Origin of the sequence: Mycobacterium sp. DL (assembly GCF_039729195.1) — a bacterium.
Lineage (GTDB): Bacteria > Actinomycetota > Actinomycetes > Mycobacteriales > Mycobacteriaceae > Mycobacterium > Mycobacterium hippocampi_A.
Map to the genome: position 1 here is coordinate 1107157 of NZ_CP155796.1, position 16992 is coordinate 1124148.

At 67.0% G+C, this 16992-nt stretch carries 14 protein-coding genes; 7 read left to right on the plus strand and 7 right to left on the minus strand.

Going from position 1 to position 16992, the window contains the following annotated elements:
* The first annotated feature begins 75 nt into the window (after positions 1-75).
* Both rplA and ABDC78_RS05345 read left to right on the plus strand, forming a co-directional pair.
* On the plus strand, positions 76-783 hold the full coding sequence (gene rplA / locus ABDC78_RS05340) for a 50S ribosomal protein L1 (RefSeq protein WP_178358712.1): 708 nt from the start codon (positions 76-78) through the stop codon (positions 781-783).
* A gap of 460 nt (positions 784-1243) precedes the next feature.
* Entirely contained in the window at positions 1244-2845 is a 1602-nt protein-coding gene (locus ABDC78_RS05345; protein ID WP_178358713.1) for a PE-PPE domain-containing protein, read from the plus strand.
* A 68-nt stretch (positions 2846-2913) separates the two neighbouring features.
* On the opposite strand, the gene ABDC78_RS05350 is transcribed toward ABDC78_RS05345, so the two are convergent.
* The 5 genes from ABDC78_RS05350 to ABDC78_RS05370 form a co-directional block, all read right to left on the minus strand.
* Positions 2914-3810, minus strand: a complete 897-nt coding sequence (locus ABDC78_RS05350) for a cyclopropane mycolic acid synthase family methyltransferase (RefSeq protein WP_178358714.1) — start codon at positions 3808-3810, stop codon at positions 2914-2916.
* Positions 3811-3948: 138 nt separating this feature from the next.
* Entirely contained in the window at positions 3949-4821 is an 873-nt protein-coding gene (locus tag ABDC78_RS05355) for a cyclopropane mycolic acid synthase family methyltransferase (protein WP_178358715.1), read from the minus strand.
* 111 nt (positions 4822-4932) lie between these two features.
* On the minus strand, positions 4933-5841 hold the full coding sequence (locus tag ABDC78_RS05360) for an alpha/beta fold hydrolase (protein WP_178358716.1): 909 nt from the start codon (positions 5839-5841) through the stop codon (positions 4933-4935).
* A 7-nt stretch (positions 5842-5848) separates the two neighbouring features.
* Positions 5849-7207, minus strand: a complete 1359-nt coding sequence (locus tag ABDC78_RS05365) for an AarF/ABC1/UbiB kinase family protein (RefSeq protein WP_178358717.1) — start codon at positions 7205-7207, stop codon at positions 5849-5851.
* Between the two features lie 66 nt (positions 7208-7273).
* The gene (locus ABDC78_RS05370; protein ID WP_178358718.1) at positions 7274-8272 is read right to left on the minus strand and encodes an oxygenase MpaB family protein; all 999 of its coding nucleotides are present in this window, start codon (positions 8270-8272) and stop codon (positions 7274-7276) included.
* A gap of 92 nt (positions 8273-8364) precedes the next feature.
* Here ABDC78_RS05370 and ABDC78_RS05375 point away from each other — a divergent pair, with 92 nt between their 5' ends.
* Positions 8365-8985, plus strand: a complete 621-nt coding sequence (locus ABDC78_RS05375) for a TetR/AcrR family transcriptional regulator (RefSeq protein WP_178358719.1) — start codon at positions 8365-8367, stop codon at positions 8983-8985.
* A 103-nt stretch (positions 8986-9088) separates the two neighbouring features.
* On the opposite strand, the gene ABDC78_RS05380 is transcribed toward ABDC78_RS05375, so the two are convergent.
* Together ABDC78_RS05380 and ABDC78_RS05385 are read right to left on the minus strand one after the other, a co-directional pair.
* Positions 9089-9691: a DinB family protein gene (locus tag ABDC78_RS05380; protein ID WP_178358720.1), complete on the minus strand. Its 603-nt coding sequence runs from the start codon at positions 9689-9691 to the stop codon at positions 9089-9091.
* Between the two features lie 3 nt (positions 9692-9694).
* Positions 9695-10222 carry a DinB family protein gene (locus ABDC78_RS05385; RefSeq protein WP_178358721.1) on the minus strand — a complete coding sequence of 176 codons (528 nt, stop codon included), beginning with the start codon at positions 10220-10222 and terminating at the stop codon, positions 9695-9697.
* A gap of 62 nt (positions 10223-10284) precedes the next feature.
* On the opposite strand from ABDC78_RS05385, the gene ABDC78_RS05390 reads away from it, so the two are divergent.
* Genes ABDC78_RS05390 through ABDC78_RS05405 form a run of 4 tightly spaced genes read left to right on the plus strand, consistent with a single transcriptional unit; the run spans position 10285 to position 16971 of the window.
* A complete protein-coding gene (locus ABDC78_RS05390; protein ID WP_178358722.1) occupies positions 10285-11235 on the plus strand; it encodes a YafY family protein in 951 nt (316 codons plus the stop codon).
* 59 nt (positions 11236-11294) lie between these two features.
* Positions 11295-15452 carry an NEW3 domain-containing protein gene (locus ABDC78_RS05395; RefSeq protein ID WP_178358976.1) on the plus strand — a complete coding sequence of 1386 codons (4158 nt, stop codon included), beginning with the start codon at positions 11295-11297 and terminating at the stop codon, positions 15450-15452.
* A complete protein-coding gene (locus ABDC78_RS05400; RefSeq protein WP_178358723.1) occupies positions 15449-16060 on the plus strand; it encodes a malonyl CoA-ACP transacylase in 612 nt (203 codons plus the stop codon). The genes ABDC78_RS05395 and ABDC78_RS05400 overlap by 4 nt, the downstream gene beginning before the upstream one ends.
* The gene (locus tag ABDC78_RS05405) at positions 16060-16971 is read left to right on the plus strand and encodes an ROK family protein (protein ID WP_178358724.1); all 912 of its coding nucleotides are present in this window, start codon (positions 16060-16062) and stop codon (positions 16969-16971) included. The genes ABDC78_RS05400 and ABDC78_RS05405 overlap by 1 nt, the downstream gene beginning before the upstream one ends.
* Positions 16972-16992: the final 21 nt, after the last annotated feature.

Sequence of the window (16992 nt, forward strand, 5' to 3'; positions counted from 1 at the left end):
GCAGTCTCGACTCAATGATCCCGTGGGAGGGCCAGCTGCGGCCCGCTAACCACAACTTCTGAACAGGAGATACCAATGAGCAAGAACAGCAAGGCATACCGCGAGGCCGCCGAGAAGATCGACCGCGAGCACCTGTACACGCCCCTGGAGGCTGCGAAGCTGGCCAAGGAGACGTCGTCGAAGAAGCAGGATTCGACCGTCGAGGTGGCGATCCGTCTCGGTGTTGATCCGCGTAAGGCCGATCAGATGGTGCGCGGCACCGTGAACCTGCCGCACGGCACCGGTAAGACCGCTCGTGTGGCGGTGTTCGCTGTCGGTGACAAGGCCGAGGCCGCCGAAGCCGCGGGCGCTGACATCGTCGGCAGCGACGACCTGATCGAGAAGATCCAGGGCGGTTTCCTGGACTTCGACGCCGCGATCGCGACGCCGGACCAGATGGCCAAAGTCGGTCGTATCGCCCGCATCCTCGGCCCGCGTGGCCTGATGCCGAACCCGAAGACCGGCACCGTCACCCCGGATGTGGCCAAGGCCGTGGCGGACATCAAGGGCGGCAAGATCAACTTCCGCGTCGACAAGCAGGCCAATCTGCACTTCGTGATCGGCAAGGCGTCATTCGACGAGAAGTCGCTGGTCGAGAACTACGGTGCCGCGCTCGACGAGATCCTGCGCGCCAAGCCGTCGTCGTCGAAGGGGCGCTACCTGAAGAAGGTCGTCGTCTCGACCACCACCGGACCGGGTATCGCGGTGGACCCGGCGGTGACCCGGAACTTCGGCGAGGAGTAGGCCGCCAGATACAGACAAGAATCCCCGCACCCATCGGTGCGGGGATTTTTGTGTCCTGAAAAGTTTTTGGAGCGCTCCTCGGTCACCGCATACGTCCGGTTCGGCCGATGCCACCGCCCCCCACGAACGGTGGTTCTGCCTCAACCCGGAAGTTCGACGCCGCGTCCCCCATCTGACTTCGATGTGGTGGCCGAGAAGCACTCCGGCAGCAACATAACACCCGCCGGGTCTGTTGGCGGTCTCATCGGAGAAAATTCTGGGCGAAAGCGTTGTGCGGACCGGTTTCCGCCGGATTTCTGACCCCAGTCCGATGTGCTCGCCCCCGATCTGCCGCGCGGCTGCGCAAACTCATTGCTTTTGATGGCAAACACTTCTGCTGAGCCGCCGCCGGCGATTTTCTGCCACGACGAGTTTGCTGGTTTGCCGGTCTGCAGATGGCGGGATATGTGATCGTGGGCGCATGCGTAATCAGGCCCGTGCGCTGGTGCTCGTCGTCACGTCCCTGCTGACCGCGATGTGCCTGGGCATCGTGTCGGCCTTCATGGGGGCGGTGGCACTCGGCGCCACCGCGCTGATCGTGCCCGGCACCGGGACGCCCAACGCCAATGTCGTCAGCGACTACCGCGAGAACGTATGGAACTGGTACATCGACGGCGTCGCGTGCACCGACGCCGTCGACTGCGCCGATCCGGACCTCGTCGGCATCGACTACCCGGCGTCGTTCTGGCCGATGTCGTTCCTGCCCGACTGGTGCGTCGCCGGCCGCTGCGAGAAGTGGGACGTCTCCGTGGGCGAGGGAACGGACAATCTGATCGCCGCGCTGGCCCCGTTCCTCGATGACACCTCCACCGAGAACGTCTTCATCTTCGGCTACTCCCAGGGAGGCGATGTCGTCGCCCAGACCATGGAGTACCTCGCGGGTCTGAACCTGTCCGACGACGTGAAGGACCGGTTGAAGGTCGTCACGATCGGCGGCATCGAGAATCCCGACGGCGGCCTGTGGCAGCGGTTGGCGTGGCTGCGCTATCTGCTCGGCGAGCCGATCCCGATCCTCGACCTGTCATTCGAGCCGGGCATGCCGGTGGATACCGGAATCGTCAGCACCACAATCGGTTTCGAGTACGATCCGGTGGTCTACGCACCCCGTTACTGGGGGAACCTGCTCGCAGTCCTCAACATGGTCGCCGCCTTCGACACCGTGCACGGGTATTACCTGTCGCCCAACGGCGAGGACGAGTCCGCGGTCCTGCCGTACGGCTACACCCCCGGCACGCTGGCGCCGCAGCTGAACTGTGACCTGAGCCCGGCGAACTGTCGCACCGACAGCTACGGCAACTCCTACATCATGATTCCGGCGACGACGCTGCCGTTGACGGATCTGGTTCGCTCGCTGACGGACTCGATAGGTCTCGGTCCGCTCGCGAAGCCGTTCATCGATCTGGTCGAGCCGGTGCTGAAGGTGATGGTCGACCTCGGTTTCGACTGGTCCGGTGATCCCGGGGTGTCCCGCGGTTCGACGATCCTGCCGTTCAAGATCTTCCAGAACTGGATCAAGGTGGGTGTCGACCTCGTGGTGGCCGCCGCCGAGGGCGTCGAGGCGTTCCTCGGCAACTTCGGCACCGGCGCGGCGGCGACACAACAGCGGATCTCCGAGCAGGACGACCTCGGTCCGGCGCCAGATCCGTCGACGCGCGAGGACGCCGACCGAGTCGTGGCACGGACTGCCGATGACGAACGCGGCGACGGTGTCGAGGCCGATGCGGTGACGGTGGACGAGACCGAGTCCGCAGGTGGTGCGGCCGAGCTCGACGATGTCGCCACGCACGACGTCGTGACCGACGATCAGGTCCCCGGGGACGAGGACAAGAGGCTTGACGACGACGAAGACAAGGCCGCCGAGGACGACGTCACCGAGGAGGACGTCACCGAGGAGGACGTCACGGACGACGACGTCACGGAAGACGAGGCCACGGAAGACGAGGCCACGGAAGACGAGGCCACGGAAGACGAGGCCACGTCGGACTCCGACGCCGGTGAGAGCGACACTGCGGCCGCGGCCTGAGCCGACGTGAAGAATCCCCCGCTATCAGGCTCGCGGGGGATTCTTCACAGCTTTCGAGCGCCGGTGCGTCAGGCGGCGGCACCCTGCTTCAGGTAGGTGACCAGGCTGACGTCGATGGCCTCGTCGATGAAGTAGTACTGGCAGCCGGTCAGGTACTTCATGTACCGGTTGTAGTTCTCCTCGTCGGTGGCGGCGATCGCCTCGTCCTTGGCGGCCTCCAGGCGGCTCGACCAGATGCCCAGCGTCTTGATGTAGTGATTGCGCAGCGACATCGTCTCGGGCACCACGAAGCCGGCCTTTTCGCCGTGCTCGACCATCATCTGGGTGGTGGGCACCCGGCCACCCGGGAAGATCTCGGTGATCATGAACTTCACGAACCGCGCCAGCTCGAAGGTCAGCTTCTTGCCGCGCTCGGCGAGGTCGTACGGGTGGTAACCGACGCTGCTCTGGATCGTCATCCGGCCGTCCTCGGGAAGGATGTCGTAGCAGGTCTTGAAGAAGTCGTCCCAGCGGTCCTTGCCGAAGTGCTCGAACGCCTCGATCGACACGATCCGATCGACGGGGCTGTGGAACTGCTCCCAGCCCTCCAGCCGCACGTCGAAGGTGCGATCAGAATTCACCTTGCTCAGCAGCTGGTTGCAGTAGGCCTGCTGGTTCTTGCTCAGGGTCAGGCCGATGACGTTGACGTCGTACTTCTCCATCGCGCGCTGCAGGGTCAGGCCCCAGCCGCAGCCGACCTCGAGCAGCGTCATGCCGGGCTTGAGGTCCAAGCGGTCCAGGTGCTGGTCGACGTTGGCGATCTGTGCCTCGGACAGCGTGACGTTGGGTCCGGTGAAGAACGCGCAGCTGTACTTACGGGTCGGATCCTGGAAGACGCCGAAAAAATCGTCGGACAGGTCGTAATGAGCCTGGATGTCCTCGAAATGAGGCGTCATATCCTTGGTGCCGGTGGATTGATCAGACATGTTTTCCTTGCTCCGCTGTGCCGACGATGTGGAGAGACCGTACCGAAAGCGCGCCTCGACTTTCTGCAAACACGCGCTCTGAAGCGTCAACCCTAGCGTTTTGGTAGGCCGCCGACCCAATCCCGGACGCGCTGCCCCTTACTTGGCGAGCGTGAACTGATTGACGTCGATGTACCCGATCCGGAATCCGTCCGCGCATCCGGTCAGGTAGTGCATGTACCGGTCGTAGACCTCTTCGGACTGCACGGCGATGGCCTCGTCTTTTTTGGCCTCCAGCGCGGCTGCCCAGAGGTCCAGCGTGCGCGCGTAGTGCGGCTGCAGCGACTGCGTGCGGGTCAGGTCGAACCCTGGCTTTGCTGCATGCTCACCCACCAGTTCGATGGTCGGCAGGTATCCGCCCGGGAAGATCTCCGTCAGGATGAATTTCACGAACTTGGCGACCGAGATGGTGAGCGGCATCCCGCGTTCGGCCATGTCCGGCAGCGTCAGCGCGGTGATGGTGTGCAGCAGCATCACGCCGTCGTCCGGGAGCACCTTGTAGGCCATCGCGAAGAAATCGTCCCAGCGGTCCCGGCCGAAGTGCTCGAATGCGCCGATCGACACGATGCGGTCGACTGGTTGGTCGAACTGCTCCCAGCCCTGCAGAAGGACCTTCTTGTCGCGAGGACTGTCGGAGGCGGCGAACACCGTCTCCACATGGGCCTTCTGGTTTTCGCTCAGTGTCAGGCCGATGACATTGACGTCGTACTTCTCGACCGCCCGCATCATCGTGGAGCCCCAGCCGCAGCCGATGTCGAGCAACGTCATCCCCGGCTGCAGGCCGAGTTTGCCCAGCGCCAGATCCACCTTGGCGAGCTGGGCTTCTTCCAGGGTCATGTCGTCGCGCTCGAAGTAGGCGCAGCTGTACGTCTGCGACGGATCCAGGAACAACCTGAAGAACTCGTCGGACAAGTCGTAGTGCGCCTGGACGTCTTCGAAATGCGGTTTGAGATTGCGTTTTGTCGAAGCCATGGTGTCAGACGTTCCTTGAGGGCACTGCCCGAAGAGGATCTTCTGAAACGGCGGTCATGTGCCCGTCTGGCATGCTACGTGCATTTCGGGAAGCCCGATTTGACGTGTGAGTCAGGCCACCTCGGCGAAGGTGGTCGTCAGCTCGTCGACGATGTCGTCCCACAGCGGTTCGGGAAGCTCGTGACCCATGCCTTCGAAAAGCACCAGCCGGGCCCCGGTGATCGCGCGCGCAATCGCCCGTCCACCGGACGGCCGCATCAGCTTGTCGGCTCTGCCGTGGATGACGACCGTGGGTGCGGTGATCTGCTTGTCGTAGTGCAGCAGGCTGCCGCTACCGGTGATCGCATTGAACTGCCGGGCGATGCCCTGGGGATTGAAAGCCCTGTCGTAGAGCGCAATTGCGTCCGCGCGCAGTGTCTCGTCCGAGGACGGATAACCGGGACTGCCGATGATCCTGCTGACCCGGATCGAGTTCTCGACGATGACCTCACGAGGTGAGTTGGGCGACGGGCCGGTGACGACGGCGAGCAGCTGCTGGGGTCCCGGAGGGGGCAGTAGCGCCTGGTTGTTCGACGAGAAAATCACCCCCAAGGCCCGGGTACGCGCGGCATGGCGCGCCGCGAAGACCTGCGCGATCATGCCGCCCATCGAGGCGCCGACGACGTGCGCCCTGTCGATGCCCAGATGGTCGAGCAGGCCTGCGGCGTCGTCGGCCATGTCCTCGAGCGTGTAGACCGACGGGCTCTTGAGGCCCACCAACGATCGGAGCATGTTGCCGACCTGCGAGCCCTTTGTGCGCTGGCCGTCGAAATGGCTGGACAATCCGGCATCACGGTTGTCGAAGCGGATCACCCGCAGACCCTGGTCTACCAGCTTGCGGCAGAACTCCTCGCGCCAGAGCACCAGCTGCGCCCCGAGTCCCATGACCAGTAGTACCGCCGGGTCGGCGGGGTTGCCCATGTCCTCGTAGTGGATCTTGAGATCCCCGCCTAATCCCGCCTTGCCTTCCCTTACCTCCACGGTTGGCTCAGACCTCCAGCGCGGAGTTCTTGTGCTCGCGGCTGATCTCCACCATGAAGTTGGCGAAGTACCCGGTGAGCTGCGGATCGCTCATCATCTGCCAGCGCGGAGCCAGCAGCTTCATGTAGCGCTCGACGTAGAGGAACTGCTTGCCGATGAGGACCAGCTCACGGGGCAGCTTGACGTCGTACGCCTCGGCCAGCGTCGACAGTTGCTTGCCGATCTCGGCGTAGCTCAGGTCTCCCAGGGACGTCATCGTCAGCGGGGTGGCGAACTTCTCCAGGTCCTGGGCGGCCTGCGCCTCGGGTTTGACGGTGCCGACGGCGCCCATCATCACGACGATCTTGCCCGCCGTGGCGTGGTCCTTCTTCACCAGCAGCGCGTGCACCAACTCGCGGAGCAGCCACCGCGTGCGCGGATCGATGCGGCCCATGATCCCGAAGTCGAAGAACACGATCTTGCCGTCGTCGTCGACGTAGAGGTTGCCCGCGTGCAGATCGCCGTGGAACAGGCCGTGGCGCAGCCCGCCTTCGAACAGGCTGAACAGCAGCGCCTTGACCAGCTCGGTGCCGTCGAACCCCTTCTTGCGGATCGCGGCGACGTCGTCGATGCGTACACCGGTGATGCGTTCCATCGTCAGCACCCGCTCGCTGGTCAGATCCCAGTACACCTGTGGCACCCGGATGTTCTTGCCCAGCGGGGAAGCGTGCATGTGCGCCAGCCACGCGTCCATCGACTGTGCCTCGAGCCGGAAGTCGAGTTCTTCGGCGAGGTTGTCGGCGAAGTCCGCGACGACGTCCTGGGCGGACAGCCGCTGACCGAGCTTCGCGAACTCGACGAGCCGCGCGCCGCGCTTGAGGATCTGCAGATCGGCGGCCACTCGGCGACGGATACCGGGTCGCTGGATCTTGACCACGACCTCTTCGCCGGAATGCAGCGTGGCGTAGTGCACCTGCGCGATCGACGCCGAGGCGAACGGCTTCTCGTCGAACGACTTGAACAGGTTCTTCGGGTCGTCGCCGAGATCTTCGTGGAACAACTTGTGCACGGCATCGGAGTCGGCGGGCGGCACCCGGTCGAGCAGGCTGCGGAACTCGCGGCTGAGCGGTTCGCCGAACGCCCCCGGGCTGGATGCGATGATCTGACCGAACTTCACGTAGGTGGGGCCGAGGTCGGCGAAGGTCTGCGGGATCTGCTTGACGATTTTCTGCTGCAGTGACCCCCGGCCGGCGAGCTTGGAGACCACGCGCGCGCCGGTGCGCGTCACCTGCCATCCGGTGGCTCCGACGCGGGCTGCCTCGACAGGCAGCGGCACCCGGTCGAGCTTGGCAACCTCGCGGTGCTGTGTCTTTCGGGTAGGGCTCATAGCTGCAGTGTCTCAAAATCTGGGGGACCGCGAAAAAAGGTGTGCCCCCGGTCACAGTCGCTGCGATCAGGCGAAGGCGTCCTCGAGCTCGGAACGGGTGCGCACCGGGTCACTGCCCGGCTTGTGGGTCGGCACGGTGTGGGGCGCCAGCGCCGGATCGACGCCGTCGGCGACGCGGGCTTTCGCCTGTTCGAATTCCGGCACCGGGCCGGACGCGATGTGGATCCCGTTGATGATCGACCACACCGTCGCGCGACGCGCGGTGCGCTCGATGATGTTGGGGTCACGGTGCTGGATGAGCCCTTTGGCCCACCGAGGCATGGTGTCGCGGACGGCCCAGTTGAGCGCGCTCTGCGCCAACGGAAGGTTGGGTCCGGTCGCCATCGCGGCGCCGTAGGTGAGGGCCAGTTTGGGCAGGTAGGACTCCAGGCAGTCCAGCGTCTCCTGCTTGGTGGTCGGCAGGTCTGTTCCTCCGAGGGCATGGCCGACACGCACGAACTCCCCGTAGTAGCGGTCGATATCCTTGCCGCGCAACGGTTGTGGATGATAAAGCTGGTGCGCGGTGGCGATGCCCCACACCACCGTCGCATAGTTCCACCGCAACCATTCGGGATCGTCGGCGTCGTAGCGGGCGCCGTCCGGTCGGGTGCCTTTGATGGTGTGGTGCATCGACCGGACCGCCAATGCGAGGCGCTCGGCGGTTGCCGTCGAGCCGTAGGCGGTGCCGATGAAGAACGCAACCGAGTGGCCGAGGCGCACCGCGGCCCCCTTCGGATCGATCTGCGGCATCGCGGCTTCCCGCGATTCCTGCGTGACGAGCCGCGAATGGTGCACCCCCATCCAGTAGATCGACGGGTCGAGGCGTTCGATGTAGGCGGCGCACTGCAAGCCGAACACCAGGGAGTGCATATGGGAGTGCACGTGCCACACCGCGCTGTCCGGCCCGAACCAGCCGGGGTCACCCACCGGTTCGGCGAACTCCATGCCGCGGAATAAGTGTCGCCGCACGTCCTGATCGAACCGCTTGTTCAGCAGTTGTCCGACGATCTGATGTGGCAGGAACATCAAGGCCTCCAGGAGTGGTCACGGGTGTACCCAGAATACAGTTTGGGCACGGTTGTGACCAGAAGTGATCCGACGCGGCTTAGGCTGGGTCGATGTCCAGCGCTGGAGGCGACTCGACGGCAACACCGACGCGGTGGGCCGGGGTGCCGTTGACCGATCGTCGCGCGGAGCGGCGCGCGCAGCTGGTCGACGCTGCATTCAGGCTCTTCGGCGACGGTGGTGAGGCCGCGCTGTCGGTGCGCTCGGTATCTCGCGAGTGCGGGCTGAACACCCGGTACTTCTACGAGAGTTTCGGAGATACCGACGACCTGCTGGGCGCCGTCTACGACCGGGTCAGCGCCGAACTCGGAGAGGCCGTCGGGAACGCCATGGCCCAGGCGGATGACTCGCTGCGGGGACGTACCCGGGCCGGCATCGCCGCGGTGCTCGACTTCAGCTCCGCCGATCCACGGCGCGGCCGGGTGCTGTTCACCGATGCGCGCGCCAACCCGGCGCTCGCGGTACGGCGGGCGGCGACGCAGGATCTGCTTCGCGAAGGCGTGCTGACCGAGGGCTGGCGGCTGAATCCGGGTACCGACCCGATCGCCGCGATGGTGGGAGCGGCGATGTACACCGGCGCGATGGCCGAGTTGGCCCAGCAGTGGCTGGCCGGGCATCTCGGTGACGACCTCGATGCCGTGGTGGAGTACGCGCTGCAGTTCGTGCTCCGCTGACTCGCCCTTTCCTTGTTCGCCTGTTCGCCGAGATTGCGCTCTGTGCGGTCTTTCGTGGGTTTTTGGCGCGTGGAATACCGTTTCGGCGGGGGTTGGGGGTGGCCTAGGAGGCTTCTGCCGGCTTCCAGGGCTTGAGCCAGTCCGTCTCGGGCCAGCCCTCGAGGCCGGCGAGCAGCTCGTAAAGAGTTGCGCCGTCGATGGTTTCGCGAACGATGTCACCCTGGCCGGCATGCCGGGCCAACTCCTCGATCATGTGGAAGATCACCCAGCGCACCGACCAGGCCGCCACGTCCTTCGGAAACCACGGCACGTGCTGGGGGATCGGTACCGCCGCGCCGAGGTCCGCCGCCTCGATCAGCCGCAGCGTCTCGGCGTTCTGCTTGTCGAACTCGGCGAGAATGCCGGCGAGTGTCTCGTCCTCGCCCATGACGAACTCGTCCTGGTAATCCGCGGCCTGATCGGTCATCGGCCGCTTGTCGCTCTCGGTGAGCTCGGGTGCGGCGGCGACTCGCTCCATCCATCCCCGCTGACAGTTCGTGACGTGCTTGATCAACCCGCCGATGGACAACGCACTGACCGACGGCGCGGAGCGGGCCTGCTCGTCGGTGAGTCCGAAGGCGATCGCGTGGAAGGCGTACTGCTGCGCGGCGACGTACTCCTTGAGTCCGGCACGCTCGTCGGCGATGGGAGGGGGCATGGCGGGCATCGGTCAGTTCTCCTTGTGGGTGTGGGTGTAGAGGTCACGGAGCAAGGCGATCTCGGCTCCGTGGTGGATCATTTCGCGGTTGATGTGCAGCACGAGAGTTGTCATCGGCTCCTCGGCGTACGGACCCTCCGCCGGTCCGCACGGTCTGGCGAGGGCTGCGTCGTCGAGACCCAGCACCCCGTCTCGCCACAGTCGGTACGCGTCGTCGAGTTGGTCGAGGGCGGTGCCGGCGTCGGTGGCGTAGTCCCACGAGTCGTAGTCGGCGGGTGGGCCGCCGAAGTGGGAGTGGTTCCGCATCGCCAGCACGCCGACGATCACGTGCGCCAGCCGCCAGGCGATGGTGGTGACCGGCTCGGGTTGCGGCGGCGGATAGTCGAAGTCGATCCGGCCGTCGGGATGCACGGTCCAGCAACCGGGCACCGGTGCCCAGAAGTATTCGTCGTCGGTCAGCCCCACGAGGCGGGGTCGCAGTTGCGTGCGCCAGTGGAAGTCGAGCTGTTCTGCCAGGTGGGGAGCGAGTGCGTTGCTCATGAACACACTCTTGCATCCATTGAGGACAGTTTCTGTCCGCAAAGTGCGGCAGACTCGACGGTATGTCCGAAACAACAGGTCGGGTGCTGCAACTGCTGGGCCTGTTGCAGTCCCGCCGCGTGTGGAGCGGCCAGGAGCTTGCCGAGAGGCTCCGGGTGACCACCCGAAGCGTCCGCCGCGACGTCGATCGGCTGCGGGAGCTCGGCTACCCCGTGCATGCCAGCACCGGGCACGGCGGCGGCTACCAGCTCGGCGCCGGGGCGGCGCTGCCGCCGCTGCTCCTCGATCCCGACGAGGCCGTCGCGATGGCGGTATGCCTGCGCGTGGCCGCAGGTGGCAGTGTCGCCGGCATCGGTGAGTCGGCGCTGCGCGCGCTGAGCAAGCTCGACCAGGTGATGCCCGCGAGGATGCGATCGCAGGTGTCCGCCGTACACGACGCCACGGTGACGCTGGGTGCCGCAACCGACACACCGGTCGATCCGGATGTGCTGATGACGCTCGCCCGTGCGAGTCGGGACCACGAACACGTGGCTGCCGGGTATGTCGACATCCGCGGCACCGCCACCCAACGGCGGTTGGAGCCCTACCAGCTCGTGACGACCGGGCGCCGCTGGTATCTGCTGTGTTTCGATCGCGACCGCCAGGACTGGCGGAGCCTGCGACTGGACCGGATGTCCGACGTCCGGGCGCAGGGAAGCACCTTCGTTGCGCGCGACGCCCCGGACGCGGCCACCTATGTGCGCCGCGCGATCGCGTCGGCGCCCTATCCCTACATTGCGAAGGTGCGCTATTTCGCTGCACAAGACGTTGTCGCCCAGACATTTTCGGCCGCATCGGTGGAAATCGAGGCCGACGGACCCAACGCCTGTATCGTCACCACCGGAGCCGACGACCCCGAACGGATGGTGCCGTGGCTGGCGCTGCCGGGTTGCGACTTCGAGGTGCTGGAGCCGCCGGAGGTCGTCGACGCGGTCCGCGTGGTCGCCGAACGGATCGCGCGTGCCGTCCGGTAGCGCCCGGCGTGTCGAGTGCAAGGCCGCGTGCGCGCGGTGCGGAAGATTGGGGAATGCCCATCGAGGTGCTCGCGGCCGAGTCGACGGAACTGTTCACCGGGCCCGCCCACGAACCGCTTCAGCTCGTCCGGGTGTTCCACCGGGGCGGTGCGGCCCCCACGCCGGTGCACGTCGAGGGGCCCGGATTGCAGAGCATCGACGAGGTCGTCGCGGAACCCGGTGGGGCGCCGGTGGAGGTCGCCGTCCGCGTCCTCGACCCGGAGGTCGGACAGCGGCGGCCGGCGCGGGCGGTCGCAGGCGGGAGCTCTGTCGACTTCGACTTCACCGTTGCCGAGCCGGGTTGGACCATGTTCATGGTCAGTCACTTCCACTACGACCCGGTCTGGTGGAACACCCAGGCGGCCTACACCAGCGTCTGGACCGAGGACCCGCCCGGCAAGGCGCGGCAGACCAACGGTTTCGAACTGGTCAGCGCACACCTCGAAATGGCCAGGCGCGAGGCGGAGTACAAGTTCGTCCTCGCCGAGGTCGACTACCTCAAACCGTTCTGGGACACCCACCCGCAGGACCGCGCAGACCTGCGCAGGCTGATCGCCGAGGGCCGTGTCGAGATCATGGGCGGCACCTACAACGAGCCCAACACCAACCTCACCGGTCCCGAGACGGCGATCCGGAACTTCGTGCACGGCATCGGGTTTCAGCGTGACGTGATGGGTGCCGACCCGGCGACCGCGTGGCAACTCGACGTCTTCGGGCACGATCCGCAGTTCCCGGGCATGGCCGCCGATGCGGGCCTGACGTCGAGTTCCTGGGCACGGGGGCCGCACCACCAGTGGGGCCCGATGGCCTCGGAAAACGGGCACGAGGGCGACGCCGAGCGCATGCAGTTCGCCAGCGAATTCGAATGGATGGCGCCGTCCGGGCGTGGTCTTCTGACCCACTACATGCCCGCCCACTATGCGGCGGGCTGGTGGATGGACTCATCGGCGTCGCTACAGGAGGCCGAGGCCGCCACCTACGAGTTGTTCGCGAAGATGAAGAAGGTTGCGCTGACCCGCAACGTGCTGCTGCCCGTCGGCACCGACTACACCCCGCCGAACAAATGGGTCACCGATATCCACCGCGACTGGAACTCCCGCTACACCTGGCCGCGATTCGTCTGCGCGGTGCCCAGCGAGTTCTTCACCGCGGTGCGCGATGAACTTCAGACGCGCGGGACCACACCGTCGCCGCAGACCCGGGACATGAACCCGATCTACACCGGCAAGGACGTGTCCTACATCGACACCAAGCAGGCCAACCGGGCCGCCGAGGACGCCGTTCTGCAGGCCGAGCGGTTCGCAGCGTTCGCCGGGTTGTTGAGCGGTGCCACCTATCCCGAGGCCGCTCTGGCGAAAGCATGGGTGCAACTCGCCTACGGTGCCCACCACGACGCCATCACCGGATCGGAATCCGACCAGGTCTACCTGGACCTGCTCACCGGTTGGCGAGACGCCTGGCAGCTGGGAAGCGACGCGAGAGACCATGCGCTCGCGTTGATCTCGCGAGCGGTCGACGCGTCGGTGGTGGTGTGGAACCCGTTGGGGCACAGCCGCTCCGATGTCGTCACCCTCCACCTTGATGAGCCGTTCCCGGGTCGGCTGCTCGACGCCGACGGCAACGAGGTCCCACTGCTGTCCGAACACGGCGGACACTCGATCACCTGGCTGGCCCGCGACGTGCCGTCGCTGGGCTGGCGCTCCTACCGGATGGCGCCCGGCGGCGGATCCGACTCATGGGAGCCGTTGACGGGCAACGAGATCACCAACGAGCACTACCTACTTCGGGTCGACGAATCGCGCGGCGGCGGAGTGAGTTCGATGGTCACGGCGGGGCGCGAACTCATCGCCGCCGGCCGGGTGGGCAATGAGCTCGCCGTGTACGACGAGTACCCCGCCCACCCCACCGCAGGGGAGGGGCCCTGGCATCTGCTGCCCAGAGGTGCGGTCACCACGTCGGCGCAGACACCGGCGACGTCGGTGCGCGGCTACCGCTGCGGGTTGGGTGAGCGGTTGATCGTCACCGGCGAGATCCCCGGTCTGCTGCGCTACACCCAGACCCTGACGCTGTGGCGGGATGTCGACCGGGTGGACTGCCGGACCACCGTCGACGACTTCACCGGCGCGGACCGTCTGCTGCGGCTGCGGTGGCCCTGCCCGGTGCCGGGGGCCATGCCGGTCAGCGAGGTCGGCAACGCCGTGATCGGGCGTGGGTTCGGTTTGTTGCACGAACCGGGTTCGGCCGACGCCGTCGACACCGCGGTCTTCCCGTACACGCTGGACAACCCTGCCTACGGCTGGTTTGGTGTGTCATCCGCGGTGCGGGTCCGCTTCCGCGGCGGCGAGGTACGGGCCGTCTCGGTGGCCGAGGTGGTGGCCCCCGCCCACGCCGACCCGGCAACCGACGCACTGATCCGCGACCTGATGGTGGCGCTCGCCCGAGCAGGGGTCACCGCCACCCTCAGCACCGCCGAGTCGCCACGCTACGGCGACCTCGCGGTCGACTCGAATCTGCCCGACATGCGGATCACCGTGGGTACTCCGGATGACAATTCCTTCACCGCAACGGTACTCGGAGAGCGAGACCGTGCATCCCGAATGTGGATCGCGGCTGCCGGACCGCTGCGGGACGTCTGGCTGCCAGGTGCGGACCTACGTGACCCGGCCGCACTGCCGGTGCTGGCGGTCGGGGCCGACGGCGACGTGGCATCCGCGCTCGAGGCGCTGATCGACGATCTGGCCGACGCCGAGATCTCGGTCGACCAGGACGCGATGGGCAGCGTGGCGGAATTCGAATCGCGCACTGTCGCGGTGATCAACCGCGGTGTGCCCGGATTCGCCGTCGACACCGACGGGACCCTGCACGCGTCGCTGCTGCGGTCCTGCACAGGCTGGCCGTCGGGTATCTGGATCGACCCGCCCCGGCGCACCGCCCCCGACGGTTCGAACTTCCAGTTGCAGCACTGGACCCACACCTTCGACTACGCGGTAGTCGCGGGGGAGGGGGACTGGCGCGACATCGACATGCCCTCCCGCAGCGCGGAATTCAACCACACGCTTCAATCTGTCATCGCCCGCCACGATCCGACGTTCGGCGGACTGCCGACCTGGGGGTCGCTGCTGTCGGTCGAACCGGAACGTGTCGTCAGCATCGGAGCGCTCAAGCCGGTGGGCAACCCGACGGCCGGTGGCAGCGCTCGCCACGTCGACGCGGGTGACGGGATCGCCGTCCGACTCGTCGAGACGATGGGCCGCGACGCCGAGGTGACGGTGCAATCCGGGCTGCGCAACATCTCGTCACCGAAAAGGCTCGACCTGATCGAGCAACCGCTTGTCGGCGAATCCGACACCGTCTCGATGCACGGATACGAAATCGCCACGCTGCGAACACAACTGAATCTTCCCCGGGTGCTCGACGCCGACCAGGTGAACCTGGCCCCCGACGCCGAGCCCGCCCAGCCGCTCTACGCCAGGTACTGGCTGCACAATCGCGGACCCGCCCCGCTCGGCGGGCTGCCCGCCGTGGCTCACCTGCATCCGCACCGGATGGAGGTCCAGGCCGGTGCAGTGGTTCCGCTGCGTCTGACGGCGGCCAGCGACGCCACCGACACTGCGCTGCACGGCAGGGTGCGACTGGTGGCACCGCCTGACTGGGAGATCGGAATGGCCGAACTGCCGTTCGTGCTTCCGCCGGGCGAGTACCTCGAGTCCACCGTCGAGGTGGCGGTCCCTGAGACCGCAGCGCCCGGTCTGTATCCGGTGCGTGCCGAGTTGGCTTGCACCGGCGGCGCGATCCCCGCCTCGTGGCACCAGACGGTCGAGGATGTCTGCGTGATGTCGCTCGGCCGCCACGACGACGCACTGCTGCGCATGGTGACCGAGCCGGTCGGGGTCGACGTCAAAGCGGGCGACGTGGCGCAGCTGCGCGTCACCGTCGGCACCGACGCCCATGCCGACCTCGCGGTGGAAGCGCACGCGATCTCCCCATGGGGGACCTGGGAGTGGCTGGGGCCCAACATCATCGGTGATGTCGTCCCGGCGCGGGGCACCGTCGAGCTGGTGTTCGACGTCGCGCCGCCGGTCTGGGTGGAACCGGGGCAGTGGTGGGCGTTGATCCGCGTCGCGTGCGCGGGGGAGTTGGTGTACTCGCCGGCAGTCCCGGTTCGGGTGTACCGATGAGTGGCCGGTTGGCGGCCACCGTGGGCGACGACGTGGTGACCGTCGCCGACGTGGACGCCCGGGAACGAGCGCTGCGCGCCGGCGATCGGGCGAATGCGCTGCCGCGTGTGGGGACCAGTGAGGCTCGACAGTTTCGGCGCTGGATCACCCAGGTGCTGGTGGCGGAGCGGGTGGTGGCCGCTGAGGCGGGAGCGCTCGACGTCGGCCACGACATCCCGCCCGAGACAAACCCGTTGCCCGATGACGTCGCCCGGTTGGAGATCGGCAGTGTGGCGGCGGGCACGCTGGCCGGACCCGCGGGCCGCGCCGTGTTCGCGCGCGTCACCGCGGCCGTGACGGTCAGCGATGCTCAGGTGCGGGACTACCACTGCCGCAATCCTTTCCGATTTGGCACCCGCACGGTGACCACTGATGGCTGGAGTGGCGCCCCCGCCGGTGCCGATCTCGAGGAGGTGCGGTCCGCGATCGCCGGGCATCTGCTGGCAGCGGCCCGGCGCCGCGAGTACCGCCGTTGGCTCGATGCACGGTGCGCCGAGGTCGTGGTGCTCGCCGACGGATACGAACACCCCGGCGATCCCCGGCAACCCGACAACACCCACAGGCACTGATGGCCGATCGAATACTCGCACTCGACATCGGCGGGACGAAGATCGCCGCCGGTCTCGTCGACGCCGACGGCACGCTCGTCCGTCGCGCGCAACGCCCCACTCCGGACGGTGATGCCGAGACCGTGTGGAGCGTGGCCGAGTCGCTGCTGACCGACATGCGAGCCGATGCCGGCGGGGCAGTGACGGCGGTGGGAATCGGCTCGGCGGGTCCGGTGGACCTTCCCGGCGGCACCGTCAGCCCGGTCAACATCGCCGCGTGGCGGCACTTCCCGATCGTGGCGCGCGTCGCGGAAAGCACCGGCCTGCCGGTGCGTCTGGGCGGCGACGGGCTGTGCATGGCGATGGCGGAGTCGAGGCACGGCGCCGGGCGCGGCGCACAGTTCATGCTCGGAATGGTGGTGTCGACCGGCATCGGCGGTGGGTTGGTGCTCGACGGCGCGCCCTATCACGGTCGTACCGGCAACGCGGGCCACGTCGGGCACGTCGTCGTCGAACCCGGTGGCGCCCCCTGCCCATGCGGTGGCCGTGGCTGTGTGGAAATGGTGGCCTCGGGTCCGCACCTGGCGCAGTGGGCGCACGCGAACGGCTGGCAGGCACCCGCGGACGCCGACGCGAAAGCGCTCGCCGAAGCCGCCGCCACCGGTGACCCCGTCGCGGTGCTGGCGTTCCGGCGCGGTGCCGATGCGCTGGCGGCGATGATCGCTTCGGTGGCCGCAGTCTGCGACTTGGACCTCGTCGTCATCGGCGGCGGCGTCGCGAAGGCGGGCCCGGTGTTGTTCGACCCGCTGAGCGAGGCGCTGACCGGCTATGCGGGTTTGGACTTCATCCGTGACCTCAAGGTCGTACCCGCCGAACTCGGCGGCGACGCCGGGCTGATCGGCGCGGCATCATTGGTGGATTCGGCGCGGTGAGCGACGCCCGCGTTTTGGCTG

Coding starts and splice junctions, on each gene's coding strand:
- rplA (WP_178358712.1), top strand. CDS start 76: ATGAGCAAGAACAGCAAGGCATACCGCGAGGCCGCCGAGAAGATCGAC.
- ABDC78_RS05345 (WP_178358713.1), top strand. CDS start 1,244: ATGCGTAATCAGGCCCGTGCGCTGGTGCTCGTCGTCACGTCCCTGCTG.
- ABDC78_RS05350 (WP_178358714.1), bottom strand. CDS start 3,810: ATGTCTGATCAATCCACCGGCACCAAGGATATGACGCCTCATTTCGAG.
- ABDC78_RS05355 (WP_178358715.1), bottom strand. CDS start 4,821: ATGGCTTCGACAAAACGCAATCTCAAACCGCATTTCGAAGACGTCCAG.
- ABDC78_RS05365 (WP_178358717.1), bottom strand. CDS start 7,207: ATGAGCCCTACCCGAAAGACACAGCACCGCGAGGTTGCCAAGCTCGAC.
- ABDC78_RS05370 (WP_178358718.1), bottom strand. CDS start 8,272: ATGTTCCTGCCACATCAGATCGTCGGACAACTGCTGAACAAGCGGTTC.
- ABDC78_RS05375 (WP_178358719.1), top strand. CDS start 8,365: ATGTCCAGCGCTGGAGGCGACTCGACGGCAACACCGACGCGGTGGGCC.
- ABDC78_RS05380 (WP_178358720.1), bottom strand. CDS start 9,691: ATGCCCGCCATGCCCCCTCCCATCGCCGACGAGCGTGCCGGACTCAAG.
- ABDC78_RS05385 (WP_178358721.1), bottom strand. CDS start 10,222: ATGAGCAACGCACTCGCTCCCCACCTGGCAGAACAGCTCGACTTCCAC.
- ABDC78_RS05390 (WP_178358722.1), top strand. CDS start 10,285: ATGTCCGAAACAACAGGTCGGGTGCTGCAACTGCTGGGCCTGTTGCAG.
- ABDC78_RS05400 (WP_178358723.1), top strand. CDS start 15,449: ATGAGTGGCCGGTTGGCGGCCACCGTGGGCGACGACGTGGTGACCGTC.
- ABDC78_RS05405 (WP_178358724.1), top strand. CDS start 16,060: ATGGCCGATCGAATACTCGCACTCGACATCGGCGGGACGAAGATCGCC.